Below are 25,770 nucleotides of genomic sequence, written 5' to 3' on the forward strand. Positions count from 1 at the left end.
AATGGCGCTATCGAAGCCGGTCCGGCCAAGCCATTCCCGACGAAGCCTCCGGGTTAATGGAAGCGGGGAGACTGCGTCAAGGACGGCTCCCTCATGACAGGGCCATGCATGACGACACGGTCGCGCCCCGCATTCTTGGCCTGGTACAGACGCTCGTCGGCCAAAGCCATGACCTCCGCCGGACTGGCACATTCCTCCGCATGGGCAATGCCGATGCTGAGCCTGACCTGAAGCCTGGGATGGATGCGCGACCAATCCCAATTCCGCATGAGCTGACAGATACGATGGCAAGTGCGCGCCGCCATGACGGTATCGGCCCCTTCCACCAGCAGCACGAATTCTTCGCCGCCGTAGCGGAAAAGACGGTCGCGCCCGCGCGTCCCGACCCGCAGCAGGCTGGCGACTTGTCGCAAGACCTCATCGCCGACGGCATGGGAAAAGCTGTCATTGACCTGCTTGAAATGATCGAGATCGATCATCCCGACCGCATAGGCGATGGCCGTATGGCCGCCGAGCGCCAGCAAAGCGCGTTCCAAACCACGGCGGTTGGGCAGACCGGTCAGCACATCTTCCATACTCGCGCTCATCAGCACGGCTGCCTCCTGTGCCAGCGCGCTGTTCATCTCCTCCAGCCCGTCCGCGCGGGACCGCTCGGCTTCGACCCGCGCCTGCAGATGGCGGGTTTCATATTGAATGGCCGCAACGCGGGACCGGATGAGCGCGGTTTCCGTATGCTTGCGCACATAGCGCGCGTGAAATTCGCGATGCCATGTCAGGGCCTCAGCGAAGTCCCCGGTCGCGGCCCAGGCTTCCGACAGAAGCTCGCAGGCCGGCACGCCGATCTCAAAATCCGAGACCTCTGCGGTCAGGGTCACGCATTCCGTCAGAGTTCGCGTCGCATCGGGCAGCGTCCGGGCCGCCATCTCCAGCTTGCCGCGAGCATAGAGGTAATAGATGCGGGACCGCGTGCCGCTGCCGCCCTCAACCTCATCCCATTCGGCCAAAATATCGGCAGCGGCAACCAGTTCGCCCGCCAGAAGCCGGTATTCCGTCAGCGAGCAGATCACCAGGCGCGAAGCCCAGGCGTCCCCCGTCTCCCGCGTCAGTTGCAGCGCCTCCTCGGCCAGGCCGATGATGCGGTCGAGCGAGGTGGTCTCCCGACTCTGCTTCCATACCAAAGCTTCGATATCGGCGAGGTTGATCAGCCAGCGGGCAAGATCGACCGGGTCCCCGATGCTGCGCGCCAAAACGACGGCGCGACCGGCGAATTCCTGCGCGCGGTCCAGCGACCCCAGCATCCAGAAAACGACACCGACGACATTGAGCGCGAAGCAGATCGCGCGCTCCTCCTGCGCAATCTCCGCCAGTTCCAAGGCTCGCATCGCCTCGTCCAGCGCTTCGTTCGGGGACCCGACCTCGATCAGAAGCCAGGCATGGATGCCGCGGGACCAGGATTCCCGCGGTCGATCCCCCAGCGCATTGTAGAAATCGCAGGCGGAGAGGACATGCAGCAGTCCTTCCTCGTAATAGCCCTGCATGAAACAGTACCAGCCGAGATGGCTGGCCGCACTGGCGCGAACGACTTGATCATCCGCCGCCACCGCCTCTTCATGGACCTTCTGGGCGAGGGCAAGCGCCGCCTCGACCCTGCCCGTGCAGGACAGGTCCCAGGCCTGCTCCAACCCCGGCCACATCGCGGTGAAAGGTGTGATTCGCGTCTTGTTTGATCGGGAACCGTCTTCGGTCATCGAACGCCTTATCCGCCACAGGAATCAAAATAGTTTTGCGGAATGAAAAACGTCAATGACGGCATCTTCGCGATGCTTACTGTGTCAGCTGTAACGGCGCGTTTATCCTTCGCCGCCCACGAAGGGCAGCATGGTCGATCCTGCCCGACGGGCCGAGGTTATCCCACTGGGCGGAATCACCCAATGGGACGATCTCGTTCCCAATCAATCCATTAGAAGGGAATTTCGTCATCCAGGTCGCCGCCACGGCCCGGGCCGCTGTCCCAGCCGCCGCCGCCGCCGGCCGGAGCACGGCTAGCGCCGCCTGCGGGCCGCTCGGCGCTACGGCCGCCAGCGCTGCTGCCACCGCTGGCACGTTCACCGCCACCCGCGCCCATGCCGCCACCTTCACCGGCCCGGTCGAGCAGCACCATCTCGGCACCGATGCGGCCCAGCAGCACTTCGGTCGTATAGCGGTCGGCGCCGGACTGGTCGGTCCATTTCCGGGTCTGCAGCTTGCCTTCCACATAGACCTTGCTGCCCTTGCGCAGGAAACGCTCTGCCACATCCGCCAGCCGGTCATTCATGATGACGACGCTATGCCACTCGGTCCGCTCCTGCCGCTCGCCGCTGGCCTTGTCGTTCCAGCTTTCCGAGGTCGCGATACGCAGGTTCACGATCTTCATGCCGGTCTGGGTGTTGCGGACCTCCGGGTCTTTGCCCAGGTTTCCGATCAGGGTCACTTTGTTGACACTACCCGCCATGTTTTCAGTCTCCAGTCGGCCGTAAAACGTAAAACGCCGAGCCTAGCCGATCTCGCTGACGCCAGCCAGACAGCCATGTCGTTGCGACACCGCAACGCAATCTTAGTCTCACACCAATCCGGGCCGAAAAGCTTTACTTTTTTGGCCTCTGCCCCAATCTGCACTCCGGCTTGTACACGATGGTGGGCTATGCGGGCGCAGATGCTCGACGCGGCTCGCCAAAGCTTGTACGTGAACAAGTCGCGAACATCAATTCAGAATACGGTCCCCCCATAGTGGCTCAGAACAGAGTGGCACAAGTCCCAGCCGGCTCCTCGATTACCGTGCGCGGCGCGCGCGAGCACAATCTCAAGAACATCGACGTCCAAATTCCCCGTGACAGCCTGGTCGTCATCACCGGCCTGTCCGGCTCGGGCAAATCCTCCCTCGCCTTCGACACGATCTATGCCGAGGGCCAGCGTCGCTATGTCGAGAGCTTGTCCTCCTACGCCCGTCAGTTTCTGGAGCTGATGGGCAAGCCGGACGTGGACAGTATCGAGGGCCTGTCGCCCGCGATTTCCATCGAACAGAAAACCACCAGCCGCAATCCGCGCTCGACCGTCGGCACGGTGACGGAAATCCATGACTATATGCGCCTGCTTTGGGCGCGCGTCGGCGTCCCTTATTCCCCCGCGACCGGGCTGCCGATCGAGGCGCAGACCATCAGCCAGATGGTCGATCGCGTCATGGCGATGCCCGAAGGCACGCGCCTGCTGCTGCTGGCCCCGGTCGTGCGCGACCGGAAGGGTGAATACCGCAAGGAACTGGCCGAACTGCAGCGCAAGGGTTTTACGCGCGCGAAGGTCGACGGCACGCTGTATGAAATCGCCGAAGTCCCCAGCCTCAACCGCAAGCTGAAGCACGATATCGAGGCGGTGGTGGACCGTATCGTCGTCCGACCGGGGATCGAGACGCGCCTGGCCGATAGTTTTGAATCGGCCATCAGTCTAGCCGATGGAATCGCTTACACCGAACCGCCGGACGCACCCAAGGACGGCAGCGCGCGGACCACCTTCTCCTCCCGCTTCGCCTGTCCGGTCAGCGGCTTCACGATCGAGGAGATCGAGCCCCGGCTGTTCAGCTTCAACTCGCCGCACGGCGCCTGCCCGGCCTGTGACGGCTTGGGGCTGGAGACCTTCTTTGATGCCGCGCTGGTGGTGCCGGATGAGCGTCGGCCGCTGAATGCCGGGGCCATCGCGCCCTGGGCCAGCAGCCAGACGCCCTATTACGATCAGACGCTTCAGGGCCTCGCCAAGCATTTCAAGGTCAAGATGACGGCGCCCTGGGCCGATCTGCCCGAGCATGCACAGGACGGCATCCTGAACGGCACCGGCAACGAACCTGTCGAGCTTGTCTATAAGGATGGTGTGCGCGCCTATTCGGTCACCAAACCCTTCGAAGGCGTGCTGAAGAACCTCGCCCGCCGCTGGAAGGAAACCGACAGCGCCTGGGCGCGGGAGGAACTCTCCCGCTATCAGGCGGAGAAGCCATGCGCCGTCTGCCATGGCGCGCGCCTGAAACCCGAGGCCCTGGCCGTCAAGATCGCGGCCTCGACCATCGCCGAAGCCTCCGAACTCCCTATCCGCCGCGCGCTGCCCTGGTTCGAGGGCGTGCTGGACCAGCTGACGCCGCAGCGACAGGAAATCGCCCGGCGGATCCTGCGGGAGATCGTCGACCGGCTGCGCTTCCTCATGGATGTCGGTCTCGACTACCTCACCCTCGCCCGTGGCTCGACCACGCTCTCGGGCGGCGAAAGCCAGCGCATCCGGCTGGCCAGCCAGATCGGCTCGGGCCTGACGGGCGTGCTATACGTGCTCGACGAGCCTTCGATCGGGCTGCATCAGCGCGACAATGAGCGTCTGCTCGGCACGCTGCGACGGCTGAAATCCCTCGGCAATACCGTGCTGGTCGTCGAGCATGACGAAGACGCCATCCGCGCCGCCGATCATGTCATCGATATGGGACCGGCCGCCGGCGTCAACGGCGGCCATGTCATCGCGGAAGGCACACCCTCGGAAATCGCGGCCAATCCGAAATCCATCACCGGCGACTATCTCTCGGGCCGCAAAAGCATCGCGGTCCCGGAGCAACGCCGGCCCGTGGACCCGAAACGGATGCTGACGCTGGTCGGCGCCCGGGGCAACAACCTGAAGAACGTGACGGCCGGCTTCCCGCTCGGCACCTTCACCTGCATCACCGGCGTCTCAGGCGGCGGCAAATCCACCCTCGTCATCGACACGCTGTATAAGGCCGTGTCGCGCCGGTTGATGGGTTCGGGCGAAGTGCCCGCGGCCTTCGACCGTATCGACGGGCTGGAACAGCTCGACAAGATCATCGACATCGACCAGTCGCCCATTGGCCGCACCCCGCGCTCCAACCCCGCAACCTATACGGATGTCTTCGCGCCGATCCGCGACTGGTTCTCGGAACTGCCGGACAGCCGTGCCCGTGGCTACAAGCCCGGCCGCTTCAGCTTCAACGTCAAGGGCGGGCGCTGCGAGGCCTGTTCCGGCGACGGTCTCATCAAGATCGAGATGCACTTCCTGCCGGACGTCTTCGTTACCTGCGATGTCTGCAAAGGCCGCCGCTACAACCGCGAGACGCTGGAAGTGAAGTTCCGCGAAAAATCCATCGCCGATGTGCTGGATATGAGCGTGGATGAGGCGCTGCCCTTCTTCTCCGCCGTGCCGCGCATTTTCGACCGTCTGCAACTGCTGGCCCAGGTCGGCCTCGGCTATGTCAAACTCGGCCAGCAGGCGACGACGCTGTCGGGCGGCGAAGCCCAGCGCATCAAGCTCGCCAAGGAACTCGCCCGCCGCGCTACCGGGCGGACCATCTACATTCTCGACGAGCCCACCACCGGCCTGCATTTCGAGGATGTGCGCAAGCTGCTGGAAGTGCTGCACAGGCTGGTCGACCAGGGCAATACCATCGTCGTGATTGAGCATAATCTGGAGGTCATCAAGACCGCCGACTGGATTTTGGACCTGGGGCCCGAGGGCGGTGACGGCGGCGGGCAGGTCGTGGCCGAAGGCACGCCGGAAATGATCGCGGCCAACCCTGCCAGCCATACCGGCCGGTTCCTGGCACCACTGGTGCAAGCCAAGGCGGTCGAGGAAAAGCCGGCCCGCCGCCGCAAGCGCGCCTAGGCCGGCCGTGCCTAGGTCTGCCGAACCTGGCCGGCCGCACCTGACCAGCCAAGCGGCAGCGGCAGAGGTGATGCGAGCGAAGCGCGCCTCACCTCTTTTCGCACCTGCACCATCTCTGGGTTATCGATCGGGCGCGGCAGAGCGCTGGTGAGATTTCCGGGGGCTTGCCCCTAAAATCATCTGGCTCCCGGCGCTTATCGGATGCAGGGTCGCGGCCCTCGTCGCAGCGACGGTGCTTTCCACAGCGGGAGATTGACCCATGACTGTCCAGGATATTCTGCAGCACAAGGACGAACGTCCGGTGCTGGTGCGCCCGACCGAAACCGTCCTGGCGACGGTTCGGCTGATGAACGAAAAAGGCGTCAGCGCCGTCATCGTCGAAGATGATCATCTGCGCCCCAATGCAATCTTCACCGAGCGTGATTTCGCGCGCGCCGTCGCAAAATACGGCGCCCCGGCGCTGTCCTTACCCATCGGCCCGCTCAGCAGCGCGCCGCTGATCTCCTGCGAGCCCAGCGAACGCGTCGATGCCGCGCTCGACAGCATGACGCGATCCAAGATCCGCCATCTTGCCGTGATGCAGAAGGACGAACTCCTCGGCCTGATCAGCATCGGCGATCTGGCGCGGCACCGGCTGCGCGAGAAGGAGTTGGAGGCCAATGTCCTGCTCGACCTCTCCCGCCGTCACGCCTAGGCTGGCCGATGACTGTTATCGCGGATAGGACGCTGGCGCCGGGCAGTCAGGGATGATCTGATCCCGCAACCAGCGGAGGTCGCCATGACAGCTATTCCCTACCAGCGCGCGCTCATCATCGGCGCCGGACCCGGCATCAGCGCCTCGGTCGCCCGGCAATTGTCGGCGGCCGGGCTGGCCGTCGCCCTTGCCGCGCGCAATATCGACAAGCTTGCCGATCTGGCGGCCGAGACGGGTGCGAAAACCTTCGCCGTCGATGCGACTGACCCGGCTGGCGTCGCCGCACTTTTCGCGCAGGTGGACGCCGCGATCGGCGTGCCGGATGTCGTGATCTACAACGCGAGCGCCCGCCTGCGCGGTCCGCTGGCGGAGCTTGATCCGGCGGGCGTGCAGCAGGTGCTGCAAGTCTCGGCCTTTGGGGCCTTTCTTGCCGTGCAGCAGGCCGCCAAACGCATGCTGCCCCAACGCCAAGGTGCCATTCTGCTGACGGGTGCCAGCGCTGGCCTGAAGGGATTTGCGCAATCGGCGCCCTTCGCCATGGGCAAGTTCGCGCTACGCGGCCTCGCCCAAAGTGCCGCGCGGGAGTTGGGTCCGCAGGGCATTCATGTCGCGCATTTCAATATCGATGGCGGCGTCCGCAGCGCCGCGCGGCCGGACCCCACCGACCGGCCCGACAGCACACTCGATCCGGACGCCGTCGCCCAAACCTATCTCGATATCCTGCGCCAGCCGCGCAGCGCCTGGTCACTGGAAGTCGAAGTACGGCCCTGGGTCGAGACGTTCTGAGCGCCATCACGCGCCGACCGACCGGCGGGGCACGCGGCTCATCTCGGCGATGCGCGTCAATGCATCGAGACGGCTATCGCCTCCGGCTCCGCGTCCAGTGATTTGCGATCAAACAGCAGCATGCCGACGAAGAACAGGCCGCCGATCACCGTCAATCCGACAACGATCAGCACGGGGACCAGCGCGGCCGCCGGTGTCACAAGCACGAAAGTCGCTCCACCCAGCCAAACCAGCGCGGTGATCGCCACCGGCAACTCAAACCGCCCCAGATCAAAGGCGCCTTCCTTGCGATCCAGCCGCCGGCGCACCGAGAGATATAGAATGACCGTCGCGGCATAGATCAGCACGGGCAGGATTGTTGACGCCGTGATCAAGGCCAGCAGCGCCTGACCGGGCATGGCGAGCATCAGCAGCGCCCCAACGGCCAATATCAGGAGCGTCGCCGGAATCGGTGTCTGTGTGCGCTTATTGACCTGCCGCATGAGCCGATGGCCGGGAAAGCGCCCATCACGCGACATCGCGTAAATCAGGCGCGCGCCTGTTGCCATCACCACCATCCCGCAGGCGAAAAACGCAAAGGCAATGGCGACCAGCAGTGTCGTTTCCACGAAGGGGCCAAGCTGATCGTGGAGGATAGCGGCAACGGGTGATCCGCTACGGCTGATGCGCCCGATATCGGGGATCGCGACGGTCAGCGCGATCAGAAATAACAGGCCAAGCACGCTGGCAGCCACGACCGACCCCACGATGGCTTGCGGGACCGTCCGGTATGGGTCTTTGGCTTCCTCAGACAGGTTCGCCGCAGCGTCGAAGCCGGTCAGTGTCGCAAGACCCATGATCATCGCCAGCATCAGGCCGCCGCCGATCCCAAAATAATTGGCATCGCCTGCGGTGATCCCGCGTGAGGTGAGGTTGCTGACGGACCCCAGTCCCGTGGTCGCGCAGGCGATCGCCAAAGCGATGACCAGCAGCCCGACGATCGTGATTTCGACACCGACCGCGCAGGCGTTGAGGATGCCGACAATGCGCGTCGACGCGATGGCAAGCAGGGTCTGGATGAGCAGAACGACGATGGTCAGAATGCGGGCGGTGCCCTCGTCGGCCTGCATCCCGAGCAACGGCATCAAGGCCTGGCTTGCAAGCGCGTTGTCGATCGCGACCACGGAAATGCCGAGATAGCAGAAGCTCAGCCAACCGAACCCCCAACCCACCCTGGGACTGGCGAGCCGCGATGCCCATTGATAGGAGGACCCGGTCAGCGCGATGCGCGCCGCGAATTGGGCGATAATGAGGGCCACAAGTGTTTGGCCGACTGCGGCGATGACCCACAACCAGATCCCGACAGGCCCCGCGGTGCGCAGAACAGCGTCATATGTGGCGAAGATGCCGACTGCGACGGAGATGAAAGCGAAAGAGATCGCAAAGACCTGGGCAGGCCCCAGCGTGCGCTTCAGCTCCTGCTTATAGCGCCCAAGGCCAGGGGCAGGTCCTTCGACGGGCTTGGCGCGCGGCAGTCCTGCCATCATTCACTTTCGGTGATGAATTTAAGTAACCTTACGAAACGATGAATCGGATTGATAGCAATTTGCACAGAGGCTGGAGGCCAACCCCAATCCATTAGAGTTTGTCTGATTTTAACTGAAGCTTGTCCCTAATATCGTCATGCCCGGCCCCAGAGCCGGGCATCCATTCGTTGGGGCGCCCAAGAACTGGATGACCGGGTCAAGCCCGGCCATGACGGGGCAAGGGGTCGTTTCCACCTAAACCTGACGGACTCTAGCCTGCTAGAATGGCGCTTCCGCTACATGCCACAGCACGCCGGACGGGTCGGAGAGAAACCCGACCTTCAGCCCCCAAGGCTGGATCGCAGGGGCCTGCGGCGGCTTGATGGCGAAATCGATCATCAGCGCCGCGACGTCGATCTCCTCCCAGTAGCGCTCGACATCGCGTACCAGCAGCTGGAGCATGAAATGTTCGGCCAGCGCCGGCTCGTAGAAATCCTGGAGAATGAAGCTGAAGCTGCCGAGCTTGAGCATGGCGACCGGCGCCTCTTCCCAGGTGAGCCGAAAGCCAATCGCCTGATAAAACCGTTTGGAGAGCGCGAAATCCTTCGCGGGCACGAAGGGCCGCAGCGCCAGAACCTGGTCCAAGCCGAAACCTCCGCCGTTCTATCAATCTCAGGGTCTTTTACTCCGCCCGATGCCTTGCCGCTACCATTGCGCATAGGCGATGCCGATCCGTTAGGGCTTGCCATCGGCCGCCACACGGGGTTGAACCGCCGCCCTTCGACGAGCCAGGACTAGAGGCGGATGACACAGCTGATCGGCATCGACTTCGGCACCACCAACAGTGTGCTGGCACGGCTTGAGGCCGACGGCAGCGTGACCACCACCCGCTATGCCGTGGGGCAGCGGGAGGTCGATGTCTTCCGCACCGTGCTGTGTTTCTGGAATGAGGAAAACAAGGGCCGCAGCAAGCTTTGCCACGCGGCCGGCCCCTATGCGGTCGAAAGCTACCTCAACGACCCGACCGACAGCCGTCTCATCATGTCGATGAAGACCTATCTGGCGCAGCGCAGTTTCTCGCGCACTAATATCTTCGGCAAGATTTTTACCCTCGAAGACATGATCGCCTCCTTCCTCGACGGGTTGATGCAGGGCGAGCGGCCGCAGGCGCATATCGTCGCCGGCCGCCCTGTACGCTTCGCGGGCGAACTGGCCGATGACGAATTCGGCGAGGCCCGGCTGCGCGCATCCTTCAAACAGGCCGGCTATCCCACGATCGACGTAGCGTTGGAGCCCGAGGCCGCCGGCTATCGCTTTGCCCGCACGCTGACCGAGCCCGCGACCGTGCTGGTCGGGGATTTCGGCGGCGGCACCAGCGATTTTTCGGTCATCCGCTTCGACCCGAAAAGCCGCCGAGGCGTCAAACCGCTCGGCTATTCCGGTGTCGGCATCGCGGGCGATACCTTCGACTATCGCATCATCGACAATGTCGTCTCGCCGCTGCTCGGCAAGGGCGATGTCTATTCCGTCATGGGGACCGAGCTGCCGGTGCCTCCCGAATATTTCTCCGGCTTCGCGCGTTGGCACCGGCTGTCCTTGATGAAGGCACCGCGCACCTTGCGCGCCATCGGGGAAGTCGCGGCCGCCAGCCGCAATCCGGACAAGCTGCGCATGCTGGTGCGGCTGATCGAGGACGAACTCGGCTATCAGCTCTATCAGACCGTCAGCGCCGTGAAGGCCGAACTCTCGCGCGCGGACAAGGCCGTGCTGCGCTTCGCGCACGGCGATCTCGCGATCGAGCGGACCATCGCGCGGCATGAATTCGAGCGCTGGATCGCTGAGGATCTGGCGCGCATGTCGGCGTCGGTCGATCAGGCAATCGCTGCCGCCGGATTGCATGCCGATGACATCGACCGCGTCTTCCTGACCGGCGGCACCTCCTTCGTGCCGGCCGTGCGCGGCTTGTTCGAAACGCGATTCGGTGCGGAGAAGGTTTCGGGCGGCGGCGAATTCGTCTCGGTCGCTGAGGGCCTCGCGCTCATCGGCCGTGACCGGGCAGAAAATGGCCTGCTCGCCCTGGCCTAAAGGCTGGCGCGACAGGGCCAGATAAACCTTCCTTAATATGGCGTTGCGTTGTTTAGCGGCGAGCCAGGACGTAGCCTGCGGCGCAGCTTGCACAGGAGTTTTGGATGTCCTTGACCCGTTTTACAAAACGCCTTGGCGTGCCGGCGGCGCTGGCCGCGGCGGCGCTGTTTGGCCTCACCGGTATCGCCTCGGCGCAGAGCGCCTGCGGCGTTCCGCCTTCCGGCCTCGTGCGGCTCTGGGCCGGTATCGGCTGCCAGGGCCAGTCGGCTGATTTCGCCACCAGCAGCCAGGTCGCCAATTTCCCGGCCTATTCCGTTTCCAACGGCACTGGGCAGTGGATCGCGCTCTCCGACACGCCCGATCCCAGCCAGGCCAACCATACGCTGCTGATCCAGAACGGCTGCTATTACCCCGATCTCAGCCAGTTCCACTGGCAGAGCGGCCAGTCCTGGGTCGGCCATATCCGCGCGATCGCGGTTCTGCCGCCGGGCGGCACGCCGGAAACCTATCCCTATGGCGGCAGCAAGGTGATCGGGAAATGCAGCTGAGCGGCCCGGCCGCTTAGCCCGGTTGGGTCAGGGTCTTGTTTATCTTCGTCCTGTCCAAGCTGGCCTGGCTGATTCTGGCCCCCAGCATGCTGCTTCTGCTGCTGGCTTGCCTTGGTCTGCTGCTGGTCATCGGCCAGCGCAGACGGGCCGGCATCGCCTGCCTGTCGGTCGCCCTTGGCGCCTACGCTGCCATCGCCTTTCTACCTCTCGGCGCCTGGCTACTCGCGCCGATCGAGAACCGCTTCCCGCAGCCGCAGGCGCTGCCCCCTTCCGTCACCGGCATCATCGTGCTCGGCGGCGCGGTCGAGACAGCGCTATCCGCCGCCCATGGCATGCCCGCCCTCAATGCCGCCGCCGAACGGATGACGAGCTTCGTCACCCTCGCGCGCCGTTATCCGCAAGCGAAGCTCGTCTTCACCGGCGGCAATGGGGAACTGGTCCATGCGGATCTGACCGAAGCCGATGTGGCAAAGCAGCTATTCGACGGTCTTGGTCTGGCCGACCGCAACGTCATCTATGAGCACCGCTCCCGCACGACCTATGAGAATGTCCGGGACCTCAAGGCTCTCCTCAAGCCGCAGCCCAGCGAAACCTGGCTGCTCATCACGTCGGCCTGGCATATGCCGCGCGCCATGGGCCTGTTCCAGCAGGCTGACTGGCCGGTGTTAGCCTATCCGGTCGGCTATAAGACCGGGCCCGGCCTGGTCCTGGCCTTTCGCGGCAGCTTTCCGGATCGGCTGGAACTGGTCGATCTCGCTGCCCATGAATGGCTCGGGCTTACCGCCTATTGGCTGCTCGGCCGTACCTCCGCGCTCTTTCCCGCGCCGCAGGGCTGAACGCCGAGATAAGGCGCCGGATCGACGCGCTTCCCGTCGATATGAATCTCGAAATAGAGATGCGTGCCCAGCGTCAGCCCCGTGCGACCGATGCGGCCGATCCATTGCCCGGCCTTGAGGGTTTTCGCGCCATTCGCGATGGCGGGGGAGACCATGCCGAGATGCGCGTAAAGCGACTGGAAGCCGGGATGCTGCACCAGCACCTCCAACCCGCCCATGCCTTCACGGTCAATGCGGATGATATGTCCCGGTGCAACCGCAAGCACCCGCGCGCCGGCCGCCGCCCGAAGATCGACGCCCCAGTGATAGCGCCCGGCGACGGGTGCCTGACGGAGAATCCTCGGCCCGAAGGGAGAGGTCACGCAACCCGGCTCCACCGGAAGAACTAAATCGATCGGACCGGGCGACGCCGCCTGCACCGGCAAACTTGCCAGGCCCATCGCTGAGATTATCAGCCAGGCTGAAAGGATCCTGTTGCTCATTCGCATTTCTGCCTAGGCGCGGAAACCGTCACGTTCTAATACCTGAGTCTCGAAACGCTTCTTGATGCCAGAACAATCACCATGACCTTTCCGAGCCTGATCCGCGCGTTGGCAACCATCGGCCTCGCGCTTACTCTTCCCTTGGCTGCGGCGCGAGCCCAGACCGCTGCGCCGACCGACGATCTGGTCGCCGGCAGTGTGCTTGTGCGCGGGCGAATCGAGGGCGTCCTTCTCAAACACAATGGCACCACCATAAGCCGCATCGGCGGCTATCTCGACAATTCCGACAGCGTGACGCCGGAAATCGATCTTTCCTACTTCTTTACCGATCATATCGCCATCGAGGGTGAGACCGGCCTGCTGCATACGACGCTGACGGCGAAGGATACGCGGCTGGGCAATGTCTCGATCGGCAAGGTGTCGAGCGTCCCCATCTTTCTCGTCCCGCAATACCATTTTCTGCCCAACTCCCGCTTCAACCCTTATCTCGGCGTCGGTGTCGCGATCCTGCCCTATTTCAATGCGGAAGCGGCGGGTGGGCTGGTACGGCAGCTTTCGGTCTCGAACGAGGTCGGCACCGTGTTCCAACTCGGCATCGACTATCGTGTCGCCGGTCCCTGGTACGCCAATTTCGACGTCAAGAAGCTGATCCTGAGCGCCCATGCCACGGCGAATAACGGTGCCCTCAGCGCTAGTGGACAGGTCAACCCCTGGATCATCGGCGCGGGGATCGGTTACCGCTTCTGACCCTCCGGCGCTGGACAAGTGGGGCGGAAACCGGCACCTCGCCCGCGTTCCCTTGAACGGATCGGATCATGGTGCTGACCACTGGCACGCTTTCCTTGCTCATCATGGGCTATGGTGCCTTCGGCCAGGCCTTGGCCGGGGCATTGCATCGGCGCGGCGATATCGCGATCTCGGTCTTCAGCCGCAACCCGCCGACGGAGGCCGCGCCGCGCGCGTCCGTCTCGACCTTCATCCACGATCTGCGCGCGATCGATCTCGGCGCTTTCGATGTCGTCATCCTGGCATTGCCGAGCGGCGCCCTTGCCTCGGTCCTCGACCAATTGCCGCCGCACAGGCCACGCGCCGTCATTCTCTCCTGCGTCAAAGGCATGGACGCCGAAACGCATGACTTTCCTACGGACCTGATCGCCAAACACCTGCCCGGCCATACCGTCGGCATGCTGTCCGGCCCCACCTTCGCAAGCGAAATGCTGGCGGGCCAAGCGGTCTGGATGTCCCTCGGCTGTGTCGACGGCGGATCGGCCCAGGGCGTCGCAGACCGGCTTGCCGGGCCGCTTCTGTCGCTCACCCCCACCACGGACCTGCGCGGGCTGGAAATCATCGGCGTCGCCAAAAACATCATCGCCATCGGCGCCGGCCTGACAGAAGGGCTCGGGCTCGGCGCGAATACCCGCGCCAGCTATGTCGCCCGCGGCATTCAGGAATTGTCCGCCCTTTTGCCCGCGCTCGGCGGCAAGGCGGAAACCGTGCTGTCACCCGGCGGACTCGGCGATCTTATCCTCACCTGCACCTCCGCCCAGTCCCGCAACTACCGTTTCGGGCAGGACCTCGGCCTGCGACTCGCATCCCAACCGAAGACGGCGTCAGGTCCCGTGCCGCTGGCGGAAGGCAGCCGCTCCATCACGGCCTTCCTTGCCTTCATCCGGCGTTCGGGCGCAGCGTCCCGCTACTTCGACGGGCTGGCGGCCGCGATGGCCAATCCGGACAGCATGGCGGATCGGCTGACCGCGACGATCGGCTGAACGCTAAATGGGGACGCCGGCGACGTTCTTGCTGGTCCTGATCGTCTGCAGCGTCTGCACGCGGCTGACCTCGGGCAGGCCCGTCAGCCGCTGCGTCAGGATATTCTCGTGGGCCGCGTCACGCGCCACGAGTCGCAGCAGAAAATCGCCGCCGCCCCGGATCATGTGGCATTCGCGCACCTCTTCCCAGGTCGCGACTTGCTTTTCGAAGCCCGAGAGCATGACTTCCTTTTGGCTTTCCAGCCCGACGATGACGAAAAAGGTGATGCTCCACCCGAGCTTCGACCCGTCCGTTTCGGCGTGATAGCCGCGGATAAGCCCGGCCTCCTCCAGCCGTCGCACGCGACGCAGGCAAGGCGGCGCGGAAATTCCCGCGCGGCGCGCCAGTTCGACATTCGTTATGCGGCCGTCGATCTGCAGTTCGGTCAGAATTCTGCGATCAATCGCATCGAAATCGACAAGTTCATTCTGGTCGGTCTTCATCGAGAGATCCACATACTCCAAAGCGATCCAAAGCACGGGCCGCGCGCAATATTATTTCATTGGCCTGCGATGCGGGCAATGGTATCCAGGTCGGCCCGGCAGTGTTTTCCTTGCCTTAGCTTCCGGGGGACCGATATCTTACTTTTGCTCGAATCGGTGGATCGTCTTTTCTCATGACCTCAATGCAACCCATTCCGGTGCTCATCATTGGCGCCGGCCCCGCAGGCTATACCGCAGCGATCTACGCCGCGCGTGCTGGCCTGTCGCCTGTTCTTATCGCCGGTCTGCAGCCGGGCGGCCAATTGACCATTACGACCGATGTCGAAAACTACCCCGGTTTTGCCGACCCGATCCAGGGCCCCTGGTTGATGGAGCAGATGGCGGCGCAGGCCGAACGCATGGGCACGCGAATCATTCATGACATCGTGACGGATGTGGATTTCACACGCCGCCCCTTCGTCTGCCTCACGGATTCGAATGAGCGTTTCGAGGCGAATGCGGTGATCATCGCGACCGGCGCCTCGGCCCGCTGGCTGGAACTGCCGTCCGAACGCGCGCTGCGCGGTGCCGGTGTCTCGGCTTGCGCGACCTGCGACGGATTCTTTTATCGCGGCAAAACGGTCGCCGTGATCGGCGGCGGCAATACGGCCGTGGAAGAAGCGCTTTATCTGACCCATCATGCAAGCCATGTGACGCTCATCCATCGCCGCAATTCGCTCCGCGCCGAGCGCATCATGCAGGACCGGCTGCTCTCCAACCCGAAGGTCTCGGTGATCTGGGATCACGCGGTCGATGAAGTGCTGGGCGAAGGCTCGCCCGCCGTCGTCACCGGTCTGCGGCTGAAGCATGTGCAGACAGGGGCGGCCCGTATGCTGGACGTCGACGGCGTTTTCATCGCCATCGGCCATACGCCGAATACGGCCGTCTTCAAAAATACGCTCGACCTCGATGCCGATGGCTATATCACAACGGAAACCGGCACGACGCGGACCTCGGTGCCCGGCGTCTTCGCGGCCGGCGACGTGCAGGATCGAATTTACCGTCAGGCAGTGACGGCCGCGGCTTCCGGCTGCATGGCCGCGCTCGATGCGGAAAAATGGCTGACGCATAGTATATCGAAAGTTTCTGTAGCGGCTTACTAAACCGCAGACGGGTGATGTGGAGGGCCATATCACCGGCTCGAATGAACCTTATGGCTAGATGATTGGGATCGGCACGATGGATTGGGATAAATTAAGGGTTTTCCACTCGGTGGCGGAGGCGGGCAGCTTCACCCACGCGGGTGATACCTTGAACCTCAGCCAATCCGCAGTCTCCCGTCAGATTTCGGCGCTTGAGGAGGCCCTTCAGGTACCGCTGTTTCATCGCCATGCGCGTGGCCTGATCCTGACGGAACAAGGCGAAGCGCTGAACAAGACCGTCCGCGAAGTCTTCGCGAAACTCGCGATGACGGAAGCGCTGCTGACGGAAAGCAAGGAAAAGCCGGCCGGCCGCCTGAAGGTCACGACGACGGTGGGCTTCGGCTCCATCTGGCTCGCGTCCCGCGTCCAGGCCTTCCTGGAGCAATATCCGGAAGTCTCGATGTCGATGCTGCTCGATGACGGCGATCTTGATCTCGCGATGCGCGAGGCCGATGTCGCGATCCGCATGCATCCGCCGAAACAGCCCGATCTGGTGCAGCGCCATCTGATGGACATCCATTGGACGGTCTATGCTTCGCCCGAATATCTGAAGAAGCACGGTACGCCGCAGACGGCGGAAGATCTCGACAACCACAAGATCATTCTCTTCGGTGGTTATCAGCCGCCGGTCGAGGACATCAACTGGCTGGCCGAAGCGGGACGCCGCCCCGGCAATCCGCGCCGCGCTGCGCTGGAGATCAACAACCTGCACGGCATGGCGCTGGCCATCCGCTCGGGCCTCGGCATCGGCGTGCTGCCCGACTATCTCGGCCGCGATACTGAAGGTCTGGTGCATATCCTGCAGGATGTGAAGGCGCCGAAGGTCGATGTCTTCTTCGTCTATCCGGAAGAGCTGCGGAATTCGAAGCGCGTCGCCGTCTTCCGTGACTTCCTGCTCGCCCATATCGCTGAGAAGGCTTGAGCCTTTTCAGCCATTGAGGTTGTGACTTTCGGCCCGTCTTCCGAATAAGGGAGGCGGGCCGATTGCTTTTCAGGGCTAGAGATTGCGCGATGACAGACGTAGCAGACGCTCCCCGCGCCAAGCCGAAAGCCGCAAGCGCGCGCATGCCGGCCAGGAATGTGCGCCCTTTTCTGGAAGCGCTTGAAGCGCATTGGCCGGATGCGAAGACCGAACTCGTCTATTCCGATGTCTATACGCTGCTCGTCTCGGTCGTGCTTTCCGCCCAGGCGACCGATATCTCGGTCAACAAGGCGACCGGCCCGCTGTTCAAGGTCGCAGCGACACCGCAGGCGATCGTCAACCTCGGTGTCGAAGGTGTCGGCCGCTACATCAAATCGATCGGGCTCTGGCAGGGCAAGGCGCGCAATGTCGTGGCCTTGTCCGAAATCCTGGTGGCCCAGCACGGCGGCGCAGTACCGCATGACCGGGCGGCACTGGAAGCGCTGCCCGGCGTCGGCCGCAAGACCGCCAATGTCGTGTTGAACGTGGCCTTCGGCGAGCCCACCATCGCGGTCGACACGCATCTTTTCCGGCTCGGCAACCGCACCGGCCTGGCACCCGGCAGCACGCCGCGCGCGGTCGAGGATCAGCTCCTCAAACGCATCCCGCCCGATATGCTGATGCACGCCCATCACTGGCTGATCCTGCAAGGCCGTTACATCTGCAAGGCAAGGCTGCCGGAATGCTGGCGCTGCAACGCCGCCCCCTGGTGCGGCCTGAAGCTCAAGAGCCCGCCGCCGGCCGAGAAGCCGCCATCTTCAAAACTACGTGGCCGCATGACGCCAATCGCGATAGAAGACCGCTAGTTTCAGAGGTTTTTGAATGCGCATTGTCGTCGCCATGTCGGGTGGAGTGGATAGCTCGGTCGTTGCCGGCCTTCTTGCCGAACAAGGGCATGAGGTCATCGGCGTGACGTTGCAGCTGTACGACCACGGCGCGGCGGCGAAGCGGAAGGGTGCCTGCTGCGCGGGCGAGGATATCCATGACGCGAAGCGCGTCGCCGACCGCATCGGCATCGCGCATTATGTCATCGATGCCGAAGCGCGGTTCCGCGCGGCGGTGATGGAAGACTTCGCCGCGAGCTACGCGGCCGGTGAGACGCCTGTCCCCTGCGTCCGCTGCAATCAGAGCGTGAAATTCGGCGATCTCATCGCCATGGCGCGCGATCTTGGTGCGGAAGCCATGGCGACCGGCCATTACGTCCGCCGCATCGAAGGACCGAACGGCGCGGAACTGCATCGCGCAGTGGACCCTGCCCGCGACCAGAGCTGGTTCCTGTTCGCGACGACGCGCGAACAACTGGCTTTCAGCCGCTTTCCGCTCGGCGATATGCCGGACAAGGCGGCCGTCCGCGCCGAAGCCGCGCGCCTCGGCATGCAGGTCGCCGTGAAGCCGGACAGTCAGGATATCTGCTTCGTGCCTCAGGGCAGCTACGCCGATGTCGTCGCCCGCTTGCGCCCCGAGGCGATGGAGGCTGGCGACATCGTCGACGCCAAGGGCCGCGTGCTCGGCCAGCATGAGGGCATCGCCCGCTATACGGTCGGCCAGGCCAAGCGCCTGGGCCTGCCCAAGCGTGACGGCGAGATGGCGCCTGTCGTGACCCAGCTGGACCCGGGCCGGCGCCGCGTCATCGTCGGGCCCCGCCATGCGGGCGTCAGCACCGTGCGGTTGCGCGAAGTGAACTGGCTGGCCGATGTGCCGGTGGAAGGCCTGCGGCTGTCCGTGAAGATGCGCGCGCGCGCCGAACTCGCGGGCGCCCTGGTACGCCCGCTGCCCGGTGGCGCCGCCGAAGTGCTGCTGGATGAGCCCGCGCTGCCGGCGCCCGGCCAGGGCTGCGTCTTTTATCAGGGCGATCGCGTGCTTGGCGGTGGTTTCATCGAGCGGCCCGTAGAACTCCGCGCCGTCGGGACCTAAGCTCCGGTCTCCTTCGCCTGGAGACCGCCCCCTGATGCTGATCGCCCAACTCTCTGACCTGCATGTGCGCCCGCGCGGCGTGCCGGCGGCCCGTGTCGTCGAGACCAATATGCTGGTCGAGCGCGCCTTGGCTGCCGTTGCGGCCCTCAACCCGCGCCCCGATGCGGTCGTGATCTCCGGTGACGTGACCGAATGCGGCCGCCCGGAAGAGTATGCGATGGCGGCCCAGTTCTTCCGCCGTCATCTGGCGATGCCGGTCTTCGTCGTGCCGGGCAATCACGACCGGCGCGACAATTTCCGGGCCGGCCTCGCCCATATGCATGGCGTCACCCAGGACCCCGACTTCGTCCAATATGTGGTGGACGATTATCCGGTGCGCCTGGTGATGCTCGACACCCTGGTACCGGAAGCGGGTTACGGCCTGCTTTGCCCGAAGCGGATGGCGTTTCTGGAGCGCGCGCTATCGGATGCGCCCACCAAGCCGACCATGCTGGTCTTCCATCACCCGCCGATGCTGACCGGCTCCGCCGGCATGGACAGCATCTGGCTGCGCAATACGGCTGAGCTTGGTGCGCTGCTGCAAAAGCATCCGCAGGTGGAGCGTATCCTCACCGGCCATCATCACCGCAATATCGTCGGGCGGCTGGGCCATGCCATCGTCATCGTGGCACCCTCCGTCGTGCATCAGACGGAGCTTTGCCTGCTGCCGGGCATCGAGGATCAACTGGTTCTGGAGCCGCCGGCCTTCAACCTGCATCTGCAGCTAGCCGATTGCGGCATCGCCACCCATACCGTTTATGTCGAGCGCTTCCCCGGCCCCTACCCTTTCGTGGTGGACGATGATTACCCGGGTTACCCCGAGAAGGCAGCCCGCGCGTAACAACGGGTTGACGCCAGCGGGCGTGGGGGTTATCCGCTCCCACCGCGCGGCGATTAGCCGCAGGGGACTGGTCTGGCGGTGTAGCTCAGCGGTAGAGCAGGGGAATCATAATCCCTTGGTCGGCGGTTCAAATCCGTCCACCGCTACCAGATTTCTCGATGACCGAAGGGTTGCGACAGGGGTGAGTTTGTCACGCCTTGTCTCCCTGGTTTGTCAGTTTCGATTTCTCTGCCGCTCCCGCGCACCGTTCCGGTAACCGGCTCCCTATCCAAACAGGGCCGCGATTCTGATCCGATCGCAGAGCGATCTGCCCTGCATACTGGCGCGCGGCAACGCTTCTATCTGAGAAGATCAAGCGCTCGCCGCATAAACCAAGCCGGCAATGAAGGTTAACCTTAGATCGAAAGACTTATAGTCCTCCACTCAAAGGTTCAGATTTTCTAAGCTGGATTCCCGTTGCGCAATTTCCCGATTTGATAGATGTTTCTTCTTCAAAACAATAAACATCTTAGGGAAGCCCGTGAGATCTTTCTTTTTTGCTATGATCGCTTGGGTTGCCTTGGGTATCGGACCGGCTGCCGCCCAAAGCTGCAACCCCTCCTTTGCGATCGATAATGAAAGTGGGTTTACGATAGACGGCATGGTCACGCGCGGTGTGGGGGATTCTGGGTGGAGTGCCCAGCAATTGGCGGCGAACCAAGTGATCGATTCAGGCTACAAACTATCTTTCAATTTTAGTTCGACGTCCGTCACCGCCTTTGATGTAAAAGTAACATTTCTCATGAACGGTTCTGAAGAAGACTCAACCTGGGGAAATGTTGATCTCTGCACCATCACTTTGATGACCATCACCTATGATTCCACGGCCAGTCTGTTCAATGCTTCATTTCAATAGTGACCGAACCATGTGCTTGCTAAACGCAAGGAACCATTGATCCTGTTCTGCCCCCGCCTTCGCGCTGCATGGACGGGTTCTGCAGCGGCCCCCTAAAAATGTGTCGTTAACCCTCGCCGGTCTGGGTCAAAGCAGAGCCTCGTCCATCCCCATCCCTGCCCAGCGCCGCGCGGCCAACAGCCACACGCGAATGCGATGTCACAATTTCCGCGGACCGCGTCATAATTGCGGGGATCGGCCCGGCTTCAGAAGCGGCCGAGAGGGGGACGCGTGGGAAGCAGGATTACAGTCTATAGCTACTGGACTTGGATACCGGGCGAAGGTCTTGGCCAGATTGCGCCAGCCAAGCGGTCCCGCCCGGAGATCGAAGCCATGGGTGGCCTTGCCATTCTCTTCAGCGGCGAAGAGATCGATGAGGATGAGCTTTGTCGCGACGGCGCCTATCACCCGGATAAGCAGCAAGCGCTATGCGATCAGGCCATCGGAGCCTGACCGCAGGCCGGGACGTCTGGCTTGTTACGCCCAGCCTTCCAGCACGAATTTACCTTGGGCAGCATGGCTTTCGATCAGACCATGCACGCGTTTCAGGTTTTCCGCCGAAATCGGGCTGAGCGTCTCCGTCAGGGTCGTGCGGATTTTCCCTTCATCCACCAACCCGGCCAATCTGTTCAGAATATCGCGCTGTGCCGCCATATCCGCGGTCTGAAACAGCGAGCGCGTAAACATCAACTCCCAATGGACCGAGACCGCCTTGCGCTTGAAGGGGTTCACGTCCAGCTGAGCGGGATCGTCGATCAAGGCAAAGCGGCCCTGCGGCGCGATCGCCGCGATGATCTCAGGCAGATGCACATCCGTATGCGTCGTCGAGAAGACGAAACCGGGCGCGCCGATGCCAAGGTCCGCCACCTGTGCCGCAATCGGCTTGCTGTGGTCGATGACATGATGCGCGCCGAGTGACCTGACCCAATCCTGCGTCTCCGCGCGTGAGGCGGAGGCTATCACGGTCATGTCGGTCAGCGCGCGCAGCAGCTGAATGGCGATGGAGCCGACCCCACCGGCACCGCCAATGATGAGGATGGCATTCGCCGCGCCAGGTACCGGCTTCGCGACATCCAGCCGGTCGAACAGCGCTTCCCAAGCCGTCAGCCCCGTCAGCGGCAGAGCCGCACTTTCCGCCCAGCCGAGCGATTCCGGCTTTTGGCCTACGATCCGTTCATCGACCAGATGCAGCTCGGCATTGGTGCCAGCCCGCGTGATGTCCCCGGCGTGATAGACGCTGTCGCCCGGCTTGAACCAGGTCACCTCCGGCCCGATAGCACGCACAATGCCGGCGGCGTCCCAGCCCAAGACTTTCCAATCGCCTCCGGCCGGTGTGGCTGACTTGCGGACCTTGGTATCAACCGGATTGACGGATACCGCCTTCACGTCGACCAGCAGATCGCGGCCGGTCGGGACCGGATCCGGGAGCGTAATATCGACCAGGGATTCGGCCCGGTCGATGGGACCCGGGGTCTGATAACCGATTGCGCGCAAAGCACCTCTCCTCACTATCGTCTGCAGTTGAGTTTCGCTATTATGGACGCTTCCGCCAAGTACGCACAAATTCAGCACATAGTGTCAAAATGGATACTGTAAGCACCCCGGCCCGCCACTCCCGCCTTGATTGCAGCCCCGGCTGTTCGGTGGAGGCGACGCTCAGCCTCATCGACGGTAAGTGGAAGGGCGTCATCTTGTTTCACCTGCTGGACGGCACATTGCGCTTCAATGAAATCCGCCGCCGGGCGCCGGACGTGACACAGCGTATGCTGACCAATCAGCTGCGGGAGCTGGAGGTTGACGGGCTGATCGGGCGGAAAGTCTATCCGCAGGTCCCGCCGAAAGTGGAATACAGCCTCACCGAACGCGGTCGCTCCCTCGAAGCCGTCATCCTGGCGCTGAAGCATTGGGGCGACGCGCATCGCGACCTTTTCCAGGCCCGCGATACCGCGGCCTGAATCGCTCTAATCCAAAGTCCTCAGCAATTTGCTGGGCGGTTGCCCCATCAGCCGCGTGAACATGGTGGTGAAGGCGCTGGGGCTTTGATAACCCAGGCCCAGCGCCGTCTCGGTGATGGATTGGCCCAGGGTGAGACGATCGACCGCGACCGTCACGCGCAGATGCTCGCGCCAACGGCTGAGCGTCATGCCAGTCTCCGCCTGGAACAGACGCAACAGCGTGCGCGGACTGGCACCCGCTAGTTTCGCCAATTCATCCAGCCCGGCACGGCTGCCCGGATCAGCGAGCAGATGCTGCGTCACCCGCCGCAAACGCGGGTCCTTCCCATAGGGCACAAACAAGGTCAGGGCTGCGGCCGGTCGTCGCAGATGCCGCAGGATAAGGCTCGCCACCAGCGCCAGTTCTTCTGTCTCGGCTGGCAAGACCGATAGCCGCACCGCATCCAAAGCCAGTTCCCGCAGCAGCGGTGTCACATCAATCGTGCGGCAATGGTCGGGCAGGTCAAGGGCCAGCGTCGGATCGACAAAGATCCTGATATGGACGGAAGACTCGCTGTAACGGGCACCGTGCTGCAGATATGGCGGCACCCAGACGCCGCGCCCCGGCGGGGCCAGCCAAGCCCCCTCCTCCGCCGTCACCATCATCGTGCCCTGCGTCACGACCGAAAGCTGGCCCTGGGCGTGGCGATGCTCCTCGATACTGGTTCCGGCCAAATGGCGTCTCAGGGTCGCGTGCAGCATGAACGGCCTCGATCGGATCTCACTTTGGCTGATGGTCAGAGTATTTTGGCGCCTTCTCGAAAGTTTTTATCTCAACCTACGCCTAGATGTCATGATGTCTTTTCTGGAGATCATCATGACGCTCACCATCACCGGCATCGCCGGCAGCCTTCGCGCAGCCTCCACCGCACGGATTTTGCTCGAAGGCATGGCAAGCCTGCTGCCGTCCGGCAGCGACTATGCGGCCATCGATATCGGCGCTCTGCCCCATTACAATCAGGATCTGGACGATGAGAGAGGGCCAGGAAGCGTCGCCAGTGCCCGTGCCCGCATCTTTGCCAGCGACGCCGTGCTGATCGTAACGCCGGAATTCAATCACAGCCTGCCGGGTGTGCTGAAGAACGCGCTGGACTGGCTCTCCCGCCCGGCCTTCAAAAGCGGCTTCATCGGCAAGCCGGTGCTGTTTGCCACCGTCTCGCCCGGCCCTTTGGGTGGCGTGCGCGCGCAAGCCGCGATGCGCGACACGCTGTCCGCAATGCTCTGTCGGCTGCCGCCTTACAAGGAACTCGTCGTCGGGACCGTGGGGGGAAAAATCACCGATGGAAAACTGACGGATGCCGTCACCGTCGCGCATTTTTCCCAGGCGCTCGATCGCTTTCTGGCAGAGATTGCAGGCGTCCAATGACCCTGCAATCCATCCTGGCGCTTGGCGCCGGCCTGTCCGTCGGTGTGCTTTTTTCCTGGCTGCGCCTGCCGCTTCCGGCGCCGCCCACGCTCACCGGCATCATCGGCGCGGCCGGCGTCTATCTCGGCAGCGTCCTGTTCCGGCTGCTTCTGCATTGATGAAGCAATTTTTTGTCGCTGATGGCACTGAGTAGATCCGCGGACGCGTGTTTAAGGCTTTTTCGTCGTCCCCGGGCTTGTCCCGGGGATCTACCCGTTGACATGCAAGTCAGCCTGGAGTGCGGTTGTATTGACAAAGCAACGAACGGATAGGACGCCAGTCTCAATACCGCTTATACGGCAAAAACTTGCCGCTCATGGTGATCTTCACGCGATCGCCCTTCTGGTCGGGCTGGCGCTCCAGCGCCATGTCGAAATCGATGGCGCTCATGATGCCGTCACCGAATTCTTCGTGAATGAGTTCCTTCCAAGTCGTGCCGTAAACCTGGATCAGCTCATAGAAACGATAGATCAGCGGATCGGTCGGCACGCCGCCCGGCAGCGATCCGCGATAGGGAATGGTTTCCAGCACCGCCTGCTCGGTCGCATCGAGATCGAAGAGCGCGGCTGCCTTCTCGGCCGTTTCAGCTGACATCGACATCTGGCCGAGGCAGGCCGCACAGGTCCAGACCGGCGAATGGCCCAGCGCGCGGCCGACATCATCCCAACTCAAACCCAACTGGCGCTTGATCCGAAGAATCTTCTGACCGAGCGCTGCCTTCTCGTCATTCATGGCAGTCTCCCGTGTGGGTCCGTTGAAGGAGACGGCTGGCCTCAGGCCCGCGCCGGACTGCCAACCCAGCGAAGGCCCCAGCCGATCAGGCAAAGGATCGGCGCCAGCACCGCGCAGATGATGGCGATCTCCGCGAAGACCAATAAATCGGGCGAGGCAAACAGAACCTGGAAAACAACCCAGGCGGCCGCGACGCCCATCAGGCCGAGCGCCAGATAAATGATCCCTTTAGCGATGGTCTCGATCACGGCCTTATCCTCTTTCGCTTCCTGTCCTGCCGTCTTTTATTCAGCCGGGACGAATTCGCCTTCTTCGTTCAGGCGCGACAACACGCCCGAGCGGATGTCGAAGGACGCGCCATGCAGCGTCAAGCGCCCGGCCGTGACACGGGATTCGACCCAACGGAAGGTCATCAGATTGCGCAGGGAGAGCTTGATGGCCTCAAACTCGCACATCTGCTGCTGTTTTTCTTCCACTGGCTCGCAGGCAAGCACGCGATCGCGCGCCTCGGCCGCGATATCGACCCAGGAGGACATGAAGTCCAGCCGCTCGGCCGAGGCCGGGTGCAACAAGGCATGGATGCCACCGCACATGGCATGGCCCATGACAATGATTTCGCGCACTTCCAATACGCGGACCGCAAATTCGATCGCGGCACTGGTGCCGTGGAACGCTGTGTCGTCCTCGAAGGGCGGCACAAGATTGGCGACGTTGCGGACGATGAAAATCTCGCCGGGACCGGCGTCGAAGACCATGGCCGGGTCGACGCGACTATCCGAGCAGGCGATGACCAGGGTTTCCGGCTTCTGACCGCGCTGAGCCAGGGCCTGGAAGCGCTCGCGGCGCGAGGGCCAGACCGTATGACGAAAGCGCCGATAGCCGCTGAGAAGATTTTCCACGAT

Annotated in this window: 29 protein-coding genes and 1 tRNA gene; 19 read left to right on the forward strand and 11 right to left on the reverse strand. The window is 63.2% G+C overall.

Annotation, left to right across the window (positions count from 1 at the left end):
* Nucleotides 1-53: 53 nt before the first annotated feature.
* Together ACELLULO517_RS10245 and ssb are read right to left on the reverse strand one after the other, a co-directional pair.
* A complete protein-coding gene (locus tag ACELLULO517_RS10245) occupies nt 54-1,748 on the reverse strand; it encodes a GGDEF domain-containing protein (protein ID WP_227307270.1) in 1,695 nt (564 codons plus the stop codon).
* A gap of 212 nt (nt 1,749-1,960) precedes the next feature.
* Entirely contained in the window at nt 1,961-2,491 is a 531-nt protein-coding gene (gene ssb / locus ACELLULO517_RS10250; protein ID WP_227307271.1) for a single-stranded DNA-binding protein, read from the reverse strand.
* A 290-nt stretch (nt 2,492-2,781) separates the two neighbouring features.
* Between ssb and uvrA the strand changes: the two genes are divergently transcribed.
* The 3 genes from uvrA to ACELLULO517_RS10265 all read left to right on the forward strand — a co-directional run bounded on the left by uvrA (nt 2,782) and on the right by ACELLULO517_RS10265 (nt 7,159).
* Complete coding sequence (gene uvrA, locus ACELLULO517_RS10255; RefSeq protein ID WP_227307272.1) at nt 2,782-5,679, forward strand: excinuclease ABC subunit UvrA; 2,898 nt, start codon at nt 2,782-2,784, stop codon at nt 5,677-5,679.
* Nucleotides 5,680-5,938: 259 nt separating this feature from the next.
* Complete coding sequence (locus tag ACELLULO517_RS10260) at nt 5,939-6,373, forward strand: CBS domain-containing protein (protein WP_227307273.1); 435 nt, start codon at nt 5,939-5,941, stop codon at nt 6,371-6,373.
* Nucleotides 6,374-6,457: 84 nt separating this feature from the next.
* Entirely contained in the window at nt 6,458-7,159 is a 702-nt protein-coding gene (locus ACELLULO517_RS10265) for an SDR family NAD(P)-dependent oxidoreductase (RefSeq protein WP_227307274.1), read from the forward strand.
* Between the two features lie 56 nt (nt 7,160-7,215).
* On the opposite strand, the gene ACELLULO517_RS10270 is transcribed toward ACELLULO517_RS10265, so the two are convergent.
* Both ACELLULO517_RS10270 and ACELLULO517_RS10275 read right to left on the reverse strand, forming a co-directional pair.
* Nucleotides 7,216-8,685, reverse strand: coding sequence for an APC family permease (locus ACELLULO517_RS10270; protein WP_227307275.1), 1,470 nt, complete (start codon nt 8,683-8,685; stop codon nt 7,216-7,218).
* A gap of 258 nt (nt 8,686-8,943) precedes the next feature.
* Entirely contained in the window at nt 8,944-9,309 is a 366-nt protein-coding gene (locus ACELLULO517_RS10275) for a VOC family protein (RefSeq protein WP_227307276.1), read from the reverse strand.
* A gap of 159 nt (nt 9,310-9,468) precedes the next feature.
* Here ACELLULO517_RS10275 and ACELLULO517_RS10280 point away from each other — a divergent pair, with 159 nt between their 5' ends.
* From ACELLULO517_RS10280 to ACELLULO517_RS10290, 3 genes are all read left to right on the forward strand, one after another.
* On the forward strand, nt 9,469-10,749 hold the full coding sequence (locus ACELLULO517_RS10280) for an Hsp70 family protein (protein ID WP_227307277.1): 1,281 nt from the start codon (nt 9,469-9,471) through the stop codon (nt 10,747-10,749).
* 104 nt (nt 10,750-10,853) lie between these two features.
* The gene (locus ACELLULO517_RS10285; RefSeq protein WP_227307278.1) at nt 10,854-11,297 is read left to right on the forward strand and encodes a hypothetical protein; all 444 of its coding nucleotides are present in this window, start codon (nt 10,854-10,856) and stop codon (nt 11,295-11,297) included.
* Nucleotides 11,298-11,332: 35 nt separating this feature from the next.
* On the forward strand, nt 11,333-12,133 hold the full coding sequence (locus tag ACELLULO517_RS10290) for a YdcF family protein (RefSeq protein ID WP_227307279.1): 801 nt from the start codon (nt 11,333-11,335) through the stop codon (nt 12,131-12,133).
* On the opposite strand, the gene ACELLULO517_RS10295 is transcribed toward ACELLULO517_RS10290, so the two are convergent.
* Complete coding sequence (locus tag ACELLULO517_RS10295) at nt 12,082-12,615, reverse strand: M23 family metallopeptidase (RefSeq protein WP_227307280.1); 534 nt, start codon at nt 12,613-12,615, stop codon at nt 12,082-12,084. The genes ACELLULO517_RS10290 and ACELLULO517_RS10295 overlap by 52 nt on opposite strands.
* A gap of 81 nt (nt 12,616-12,696) precedes the next feature.
* Between ACELLULO517_RS10295 and ACELLULO517_RS10300 the strand changes: the two genes are divergently transcribed.
* Together ACELLULO517_RS10300 and ACELLULO517_RS10305 are read left to right on the forward strand one after the other, a co-directional pair.
* Nucleotides 12,697-13,362, forward strand: coding sequence for an OmpW/AlkL family protein (locus tag ACELLULO517_RS10300; protein WP_227307281.1), 666 nt, complete (start codon nt 12,697-12,699; stop codon nt 13,360-13,362).
* 68 nt (nt 13,363-13,430) lie between these two features.
* A complete protein-coding gene (locus ACELLULO517_RS10305) occupies nt 13,431-14,384 on the forward strand; it encodes an NAD(P)H-dependent glycerol-3-phosphate dehydrogenase (RefSeq protein ID WP_227307282.1) in 954 nt (317 codons plus the stop codon).
* A gap of 3 nt (nt 14,385-14,387) precedes the next feature.
* Here the strand turns inward: ACELLULO517_RS10305 and ACELLULO517_RS10310 are convergent, their stop codons facing one another.
* The gene (locus ACELLULO517_RS10310) at nt 14,388-14,867 is read right to left on the reverse strand and encodes an Lrp/AsnC family transcriptional regulator (RefSeq protein WP_227307283.1); all 480 of its coding nucleotides are present in this window, start codon (nt 14,865-14,867) and stop codon (nt 14,388-14,390) included.
* A 173-nt stretch (nt 14,868-15,040) separates the two neighbouring features.
* Here ACELLULO517_RS10310 and trxB point away from each other — a divergent pair, with 173 nt between their 5' ends.
* From trxB to ACELLULO517_RS10350, 8 genes are all read left to right on the forward strand, one after another.
* Nucleotides 15,041-16,009: a thioredoxin-disulfide reductase gene (gene trxB, locus ACELLULO517_RS10315; protein ID WP_227307284.1), complete on the forward strand. Its 969-nt coding sequence runs from the start codon at nt 15,041-15,043 to the stop codon at nt 16,007-16,009.
* A gap of 76 nt (nt 16,010-16,085) precedes the next feature.
* A complete protein-coding gene (locus ACELLULO517_RS10320) occupies nt 16,086-16,970 on the forward strand; it encodes a LysR family transcriptional regulator (RefSeq protein ID WP_227307285.1) in 885 nt (294 codons plus the stop codon).
* An 89-nt stretch (nt 16,971-17,059) separates the two neighbouring features.
* Entirely contained in the window at nt 17,060-17,815 is a 756-nt protein-coding gene (gene nth, locus ACELLULO517_RS10325) for an endonuclease III (protein WP_406566255.1), read from the forward strand.
* A gap of 16 nt (nt 17,816-17,831) precedes the next feature.
* The gene (gene mnmA, locus ACELLULO517_RS10330; protein ID WP_227307286.1) at nt 17,832-18,923 is read left to right on the forward strand and encodes a tRNA 2-thiouridine(34) synthase MnmA; all 1,092 of its coding nucleotides are present in this window, start codon (nt 17,832-17,834) and stop codon (nt 18,921-18,923) included.
* Between the two features lie 34 nt (nt 18,924-18,957).
* The gene (locus tag ACELLULO517_RS10335) at nt 18,958-19,803 is read left to right on the forward strand and encodes a phosphodiesterase (protein WP_227307287.1); all 846 of its coding nucleotides are present in this window, start codon (nt 18,958-18,960) and stop codon (nt 19,801-19,803) included.
* Nucleotides 19,804-19,877: 74 nt separating this feature from the next.
* Nucleotides 19,878-19,952, forward strand: a tRNA-Met gene (locus tag ACELLULO517_RS10340).
* A 371-nt stretch (nt 19,953-20,323) separates the two neighbouring features.
* Nucleotides 20,324-20,698, forward strand: coding sequence for a hypothetical protein (locus ACELLULO517_RS10345; protein ID WP_227307288.1), 375 nt, complete (start codon nt 20,324-20,326; stop codon nt 20,696-20,698).
* Nucleotides 20,699-20,968: 270 nt separating this feature from the next.
* Nucleotides 20,969-21,190, forward strand: a complete 222-nt coding sequence (locus ACELLULO517_RS10350; protein ID WP_227307289.1) for a hypothetical protein — start codon at nt 20,969-20,971, stop codon at nt 21,188-21,190.
* Between the two features lie 24 nt (nt 21,191-21,214).
* Here ACELLULO517_RS10350 and ACELLULO517_RS10355 read toward each other — a convergent pair whose 3' ends face one another.
* Entirely contained in the window at nt 21,215-22,231 is a 1,017-nt protein-coding gene (locus ACELLULO517_RS10355) for a zinc-binding alcohol dehydrogenase family protein (protein WP_227307290.1), read from the reverse strand.
* An 89-nt stretch (nt 22,232-22,320) separates the two neighbouring features.
* On the opposite strand from ACELLULO517_RS10355, the gene ACELLULO517_RS10360 reads away from it, so the two are divergent.
* The gene (locus ACELLULO517_RS10360; RefSeq protein ID WP_227307291.1) at nt 22,321-22,692 is read left to right on the forward strand and encodes a winged helix-turn-helix transcriptional regulator; all 372 of its coding nucleotides are present in this window, start codon (nt 22,321-22,323) and stop codon (nt 22,690-22,692) included.
* Nucleotides 22,693-22,698: 6 nt separating this feature from the next.
* On the opposite strand, the gene ACELLULO517_RS10365 is transcribed toward ACELLULO517_RS10360, so the two are convergent.
* Complete coding sequence (locus ACELLULO517_RS10365) at nt 22,699-23,406, reverse strand: AraC family transcriptional regulator (protein ID WP_264481432.1); 708 nt, start codon at nt 23,404-23,406, stop codon at nt 22,699-22,701.
* A 142-nt stretch (nt 23,407-23,548) separates the two neighbouring features.
* Between ACELLULO517_RS10365 and ACELLULO517_RS10370 the strand changes: the two genes are divergently transcribed.
* Nucleotides 23,549-24,097, forward strand: coding sequence for an NADPH-dependent FMN reductase (locus tag ACELLULO517_RS10370; RefSeq protein WP_227307293.1), 549 nt, complete (start codon nt 23,549-23,551; stop codon nt 24,095-24,097).
* Nucleotides 24,094-24,255 carry a XapX domain-containing protein gene (locus ACELLULO517_RS10375; RefSeq protein WP_227307294.1) on the forward strand — a complete coding sequence of 54 codons (162 nt, stop codon included), beginning with the start codon at nt 24,094-24,096 and terminating at the stop codon, nt 24,253-24,255. The genes ACELLULO517_RS10370 and ACELLULO517_RS10375 overlap by 4 nt, the downstream gene beginning before the upstream one ends.
* Before the next feature lie 163 nt (nt 24,256-24,418).
* On the opposite strand, the gene cynS is transcribed toward ACELLULO517_RS10375, so the two are convergent.
* From cynS to ACELLULO517_RS10390, 3 genes are read right to left on the reverse strand one after another with little or no spacing between them, the layout of a single operon-like run.
* A complete protein-coding gene (gene cynS, locus ACELLULO517_RS10380; protein WP_227307295.1) occupies nt 24,419-24,868 on the reverse strand; it encodes a cyanase in 450 nt (149 codons plus the stop codon).
* 41 nt (nt 24,869-24,909) lie between these two features.
* Nucleotides 24,910-25,116 carry a hypothetical protein gene (locus tag ACELLULO517_RS10385; RefSeq protein WP_227307296.1) on the reverse strand — a complete coding sequence of 69 codons (207 nt, stop codon included), beginning with the start codon at nt 25,114-25,116 and terminating at the stop codon, nt 24,910-24,912.
* 36 nt (nt 25,117-25,152) lie between these two features.
* Nucleotides 25,153-25,767: a carbonic anhydrase gene (locus tag ACELLULO517_RS10390; RefSeq protein ID WP_227307297.1), complete on the reverse strand. Its 615-nt coding sequence runs from the start codon at nt 25,765-25,767 to the stop codon at nt 25,153-25,155.
* Nucleotides 25,768-25,770: the final 3 nt, after the last annotated feature.

The organism is Acidisoma cellulosilyticum (assembly GCF_020621385.1).
GTDB lineage: Bacteria > Pseudomonadota > Alphaproteobacteria > Acetobacterales > Acetobacteraceae > Acidisoma > Acidisoma cellulosilyticum.

What these genes read in the sequence shown, in the direction of transcription:
- ACELLULO517_RS10245 (WP_227307270.1), bottom strand. Translation starts at nt 1,748, where the DNA reads ATGACCGAAGACGGTTCCCGATCAAACAAGACGCGAATCACACCTTTC.
- ssb (WP_227307271.1), bottom strand. Translation starts at nt 2,491, where the DNA reads ATGGCGGGTAGTGTCAACAAAGTGACCCTGATCGGAAACCTGGGCAAA.
- ACELLULO517_RS10260 (WP_227307273.1), top strand. Translation starts at nt 5,939, where the DNA reads ATGACTGTCCAGGATATTCTGCAGCACAAGGACGAACGTCCGGTGCTG.
- ACELLULO517_RS10265 (WP_227307274.1), top strand. Translation starts at nt 6,458, where the DNA reads ATGACAGCTATTCCCTACCAGCGCGCGCTCATCATCGGCGCCGGACCC.
- ACELLULO517_RS10270 (WP_227307275.1), bottom strand. Translation starts at nt 8,685, where the DNA reads ATGATGGCAGGACTGCCGCGCGCCAAGCCCGTCGAAGGACCTGCCCCT.
- ACELLULO517_RS10280 (WP_227307277.1), top strand. Translation starts at nt 9,469, where the DNA reads ATGACACAGCTGATCGGCATCGACTTCGGCACCACCAACAGTGTGCTG.
- ACELLULO517_RS10285 (WP_227307278.1), top strand. Translation starts at nt 10,854, where the DNA reads ATGTCCTTGACCCGTTTTACAAAACGCCTTGGCGTGCCGGCGGCGCTG.
- ACELLULO517_RS10295 (WP_227307280.1), bottom strand. Translation starts at nt 12,615, where the DNA reads ATGAGCAACAGGATCCTTTCAGCCTGGCTGATAATCTCAGCGATGGGC.
- ACELLULO517_RS10300 (WP_227307281.1), top strand. Translation starts at nt 12,697, where the DNA reads ATGACCTTTCCGAGCCTGATCCGCGCGTTGGCAACCATCGGCCTCGCG.
- ACELLULO517_RS10305 (WP_227307282.1), top strand. Translation starts at nt 13,431, where the DNA reads ATGGTGCTGACCACTGGCACGCTTTCCTTGCTCATCATGGGCTATGGT.
- ACELLULO517_RS10310 (WP_227307283.1), bottom strand. Translation starts at nt 14,867, where the DNA reads ATGAAGACCGACCAGAATGAACTTGTCGATTTCGATGCGATTGATCGC.
- trxB (WP_227307284.1), top strand. Translation starts at nt 15,041, where the DNA reads ATGACCTCAATGCAACCCATTCCGGTGCTCATCATTGGCGCCGGCCCC.
- ACELLULO517_RS10320 (WP_227307285.1), top strand. Translation starts at nt 16,086, where the DNA reads ATGGATTGGGATAAATTAAGGGTTTTCCACTCGGTGGCGGAGGCGGGC.
- nth (WP_406566255.1), top strand. Translation starts at nt 17,060, where the DNA reads ATGACAGACGTAGCAGACGCTCCCCGCGCCAAGCCGAAAGCCGCAAGC.
- mnmA (WP_227307286.1), top strand. Translation starts at nt 17,832, where the DNA reads ATGCGCATTGTCGTCGCCATGTCGGGTGGAGTGGATAGCTCGGTCGTT.
- ACELLULO517_RS10335 (WP_227307287.1), top strand. Translation starts at nt 18,958, where the DNA reads ATGCTGATCGCCCAACTCTCTGACCTGCATGTGCGCCCGCGCGGCGTG.
- ACELLULO517_RS10360 (WP_227307291.1), top strand. Translation starts at nt 22,321, where the DNA reads ATGGATACTGTAAGCACCCCGGCCCGCCACTCCCGCCTTGATTGCAGC.
- ACELLULO517_RS10370 (WP_227307293.1), top strand. Translation starts at nt 23,549, where the DNA reads ATGACGCTCACCATCACCGGCATCGCCGGCAGCCTTCGCGCAGCCTCC.
- ACELLULO517_RS10375 (WP_227307294.1), top strand. Translation starts at nt 24,094, where the DNA reads ATGACCCTGCAATCCATCCTGGCGCTTGGCGCCGGCCTGTCCGTCGGT.
- cynS (WP_227307295.1), bottom strand. Translation starts at nt 24,868, where the DNA reads ATGAATGACGAGAAGGCAGCGCTCGGTCAGAAGATTCTTCGGATCAAG.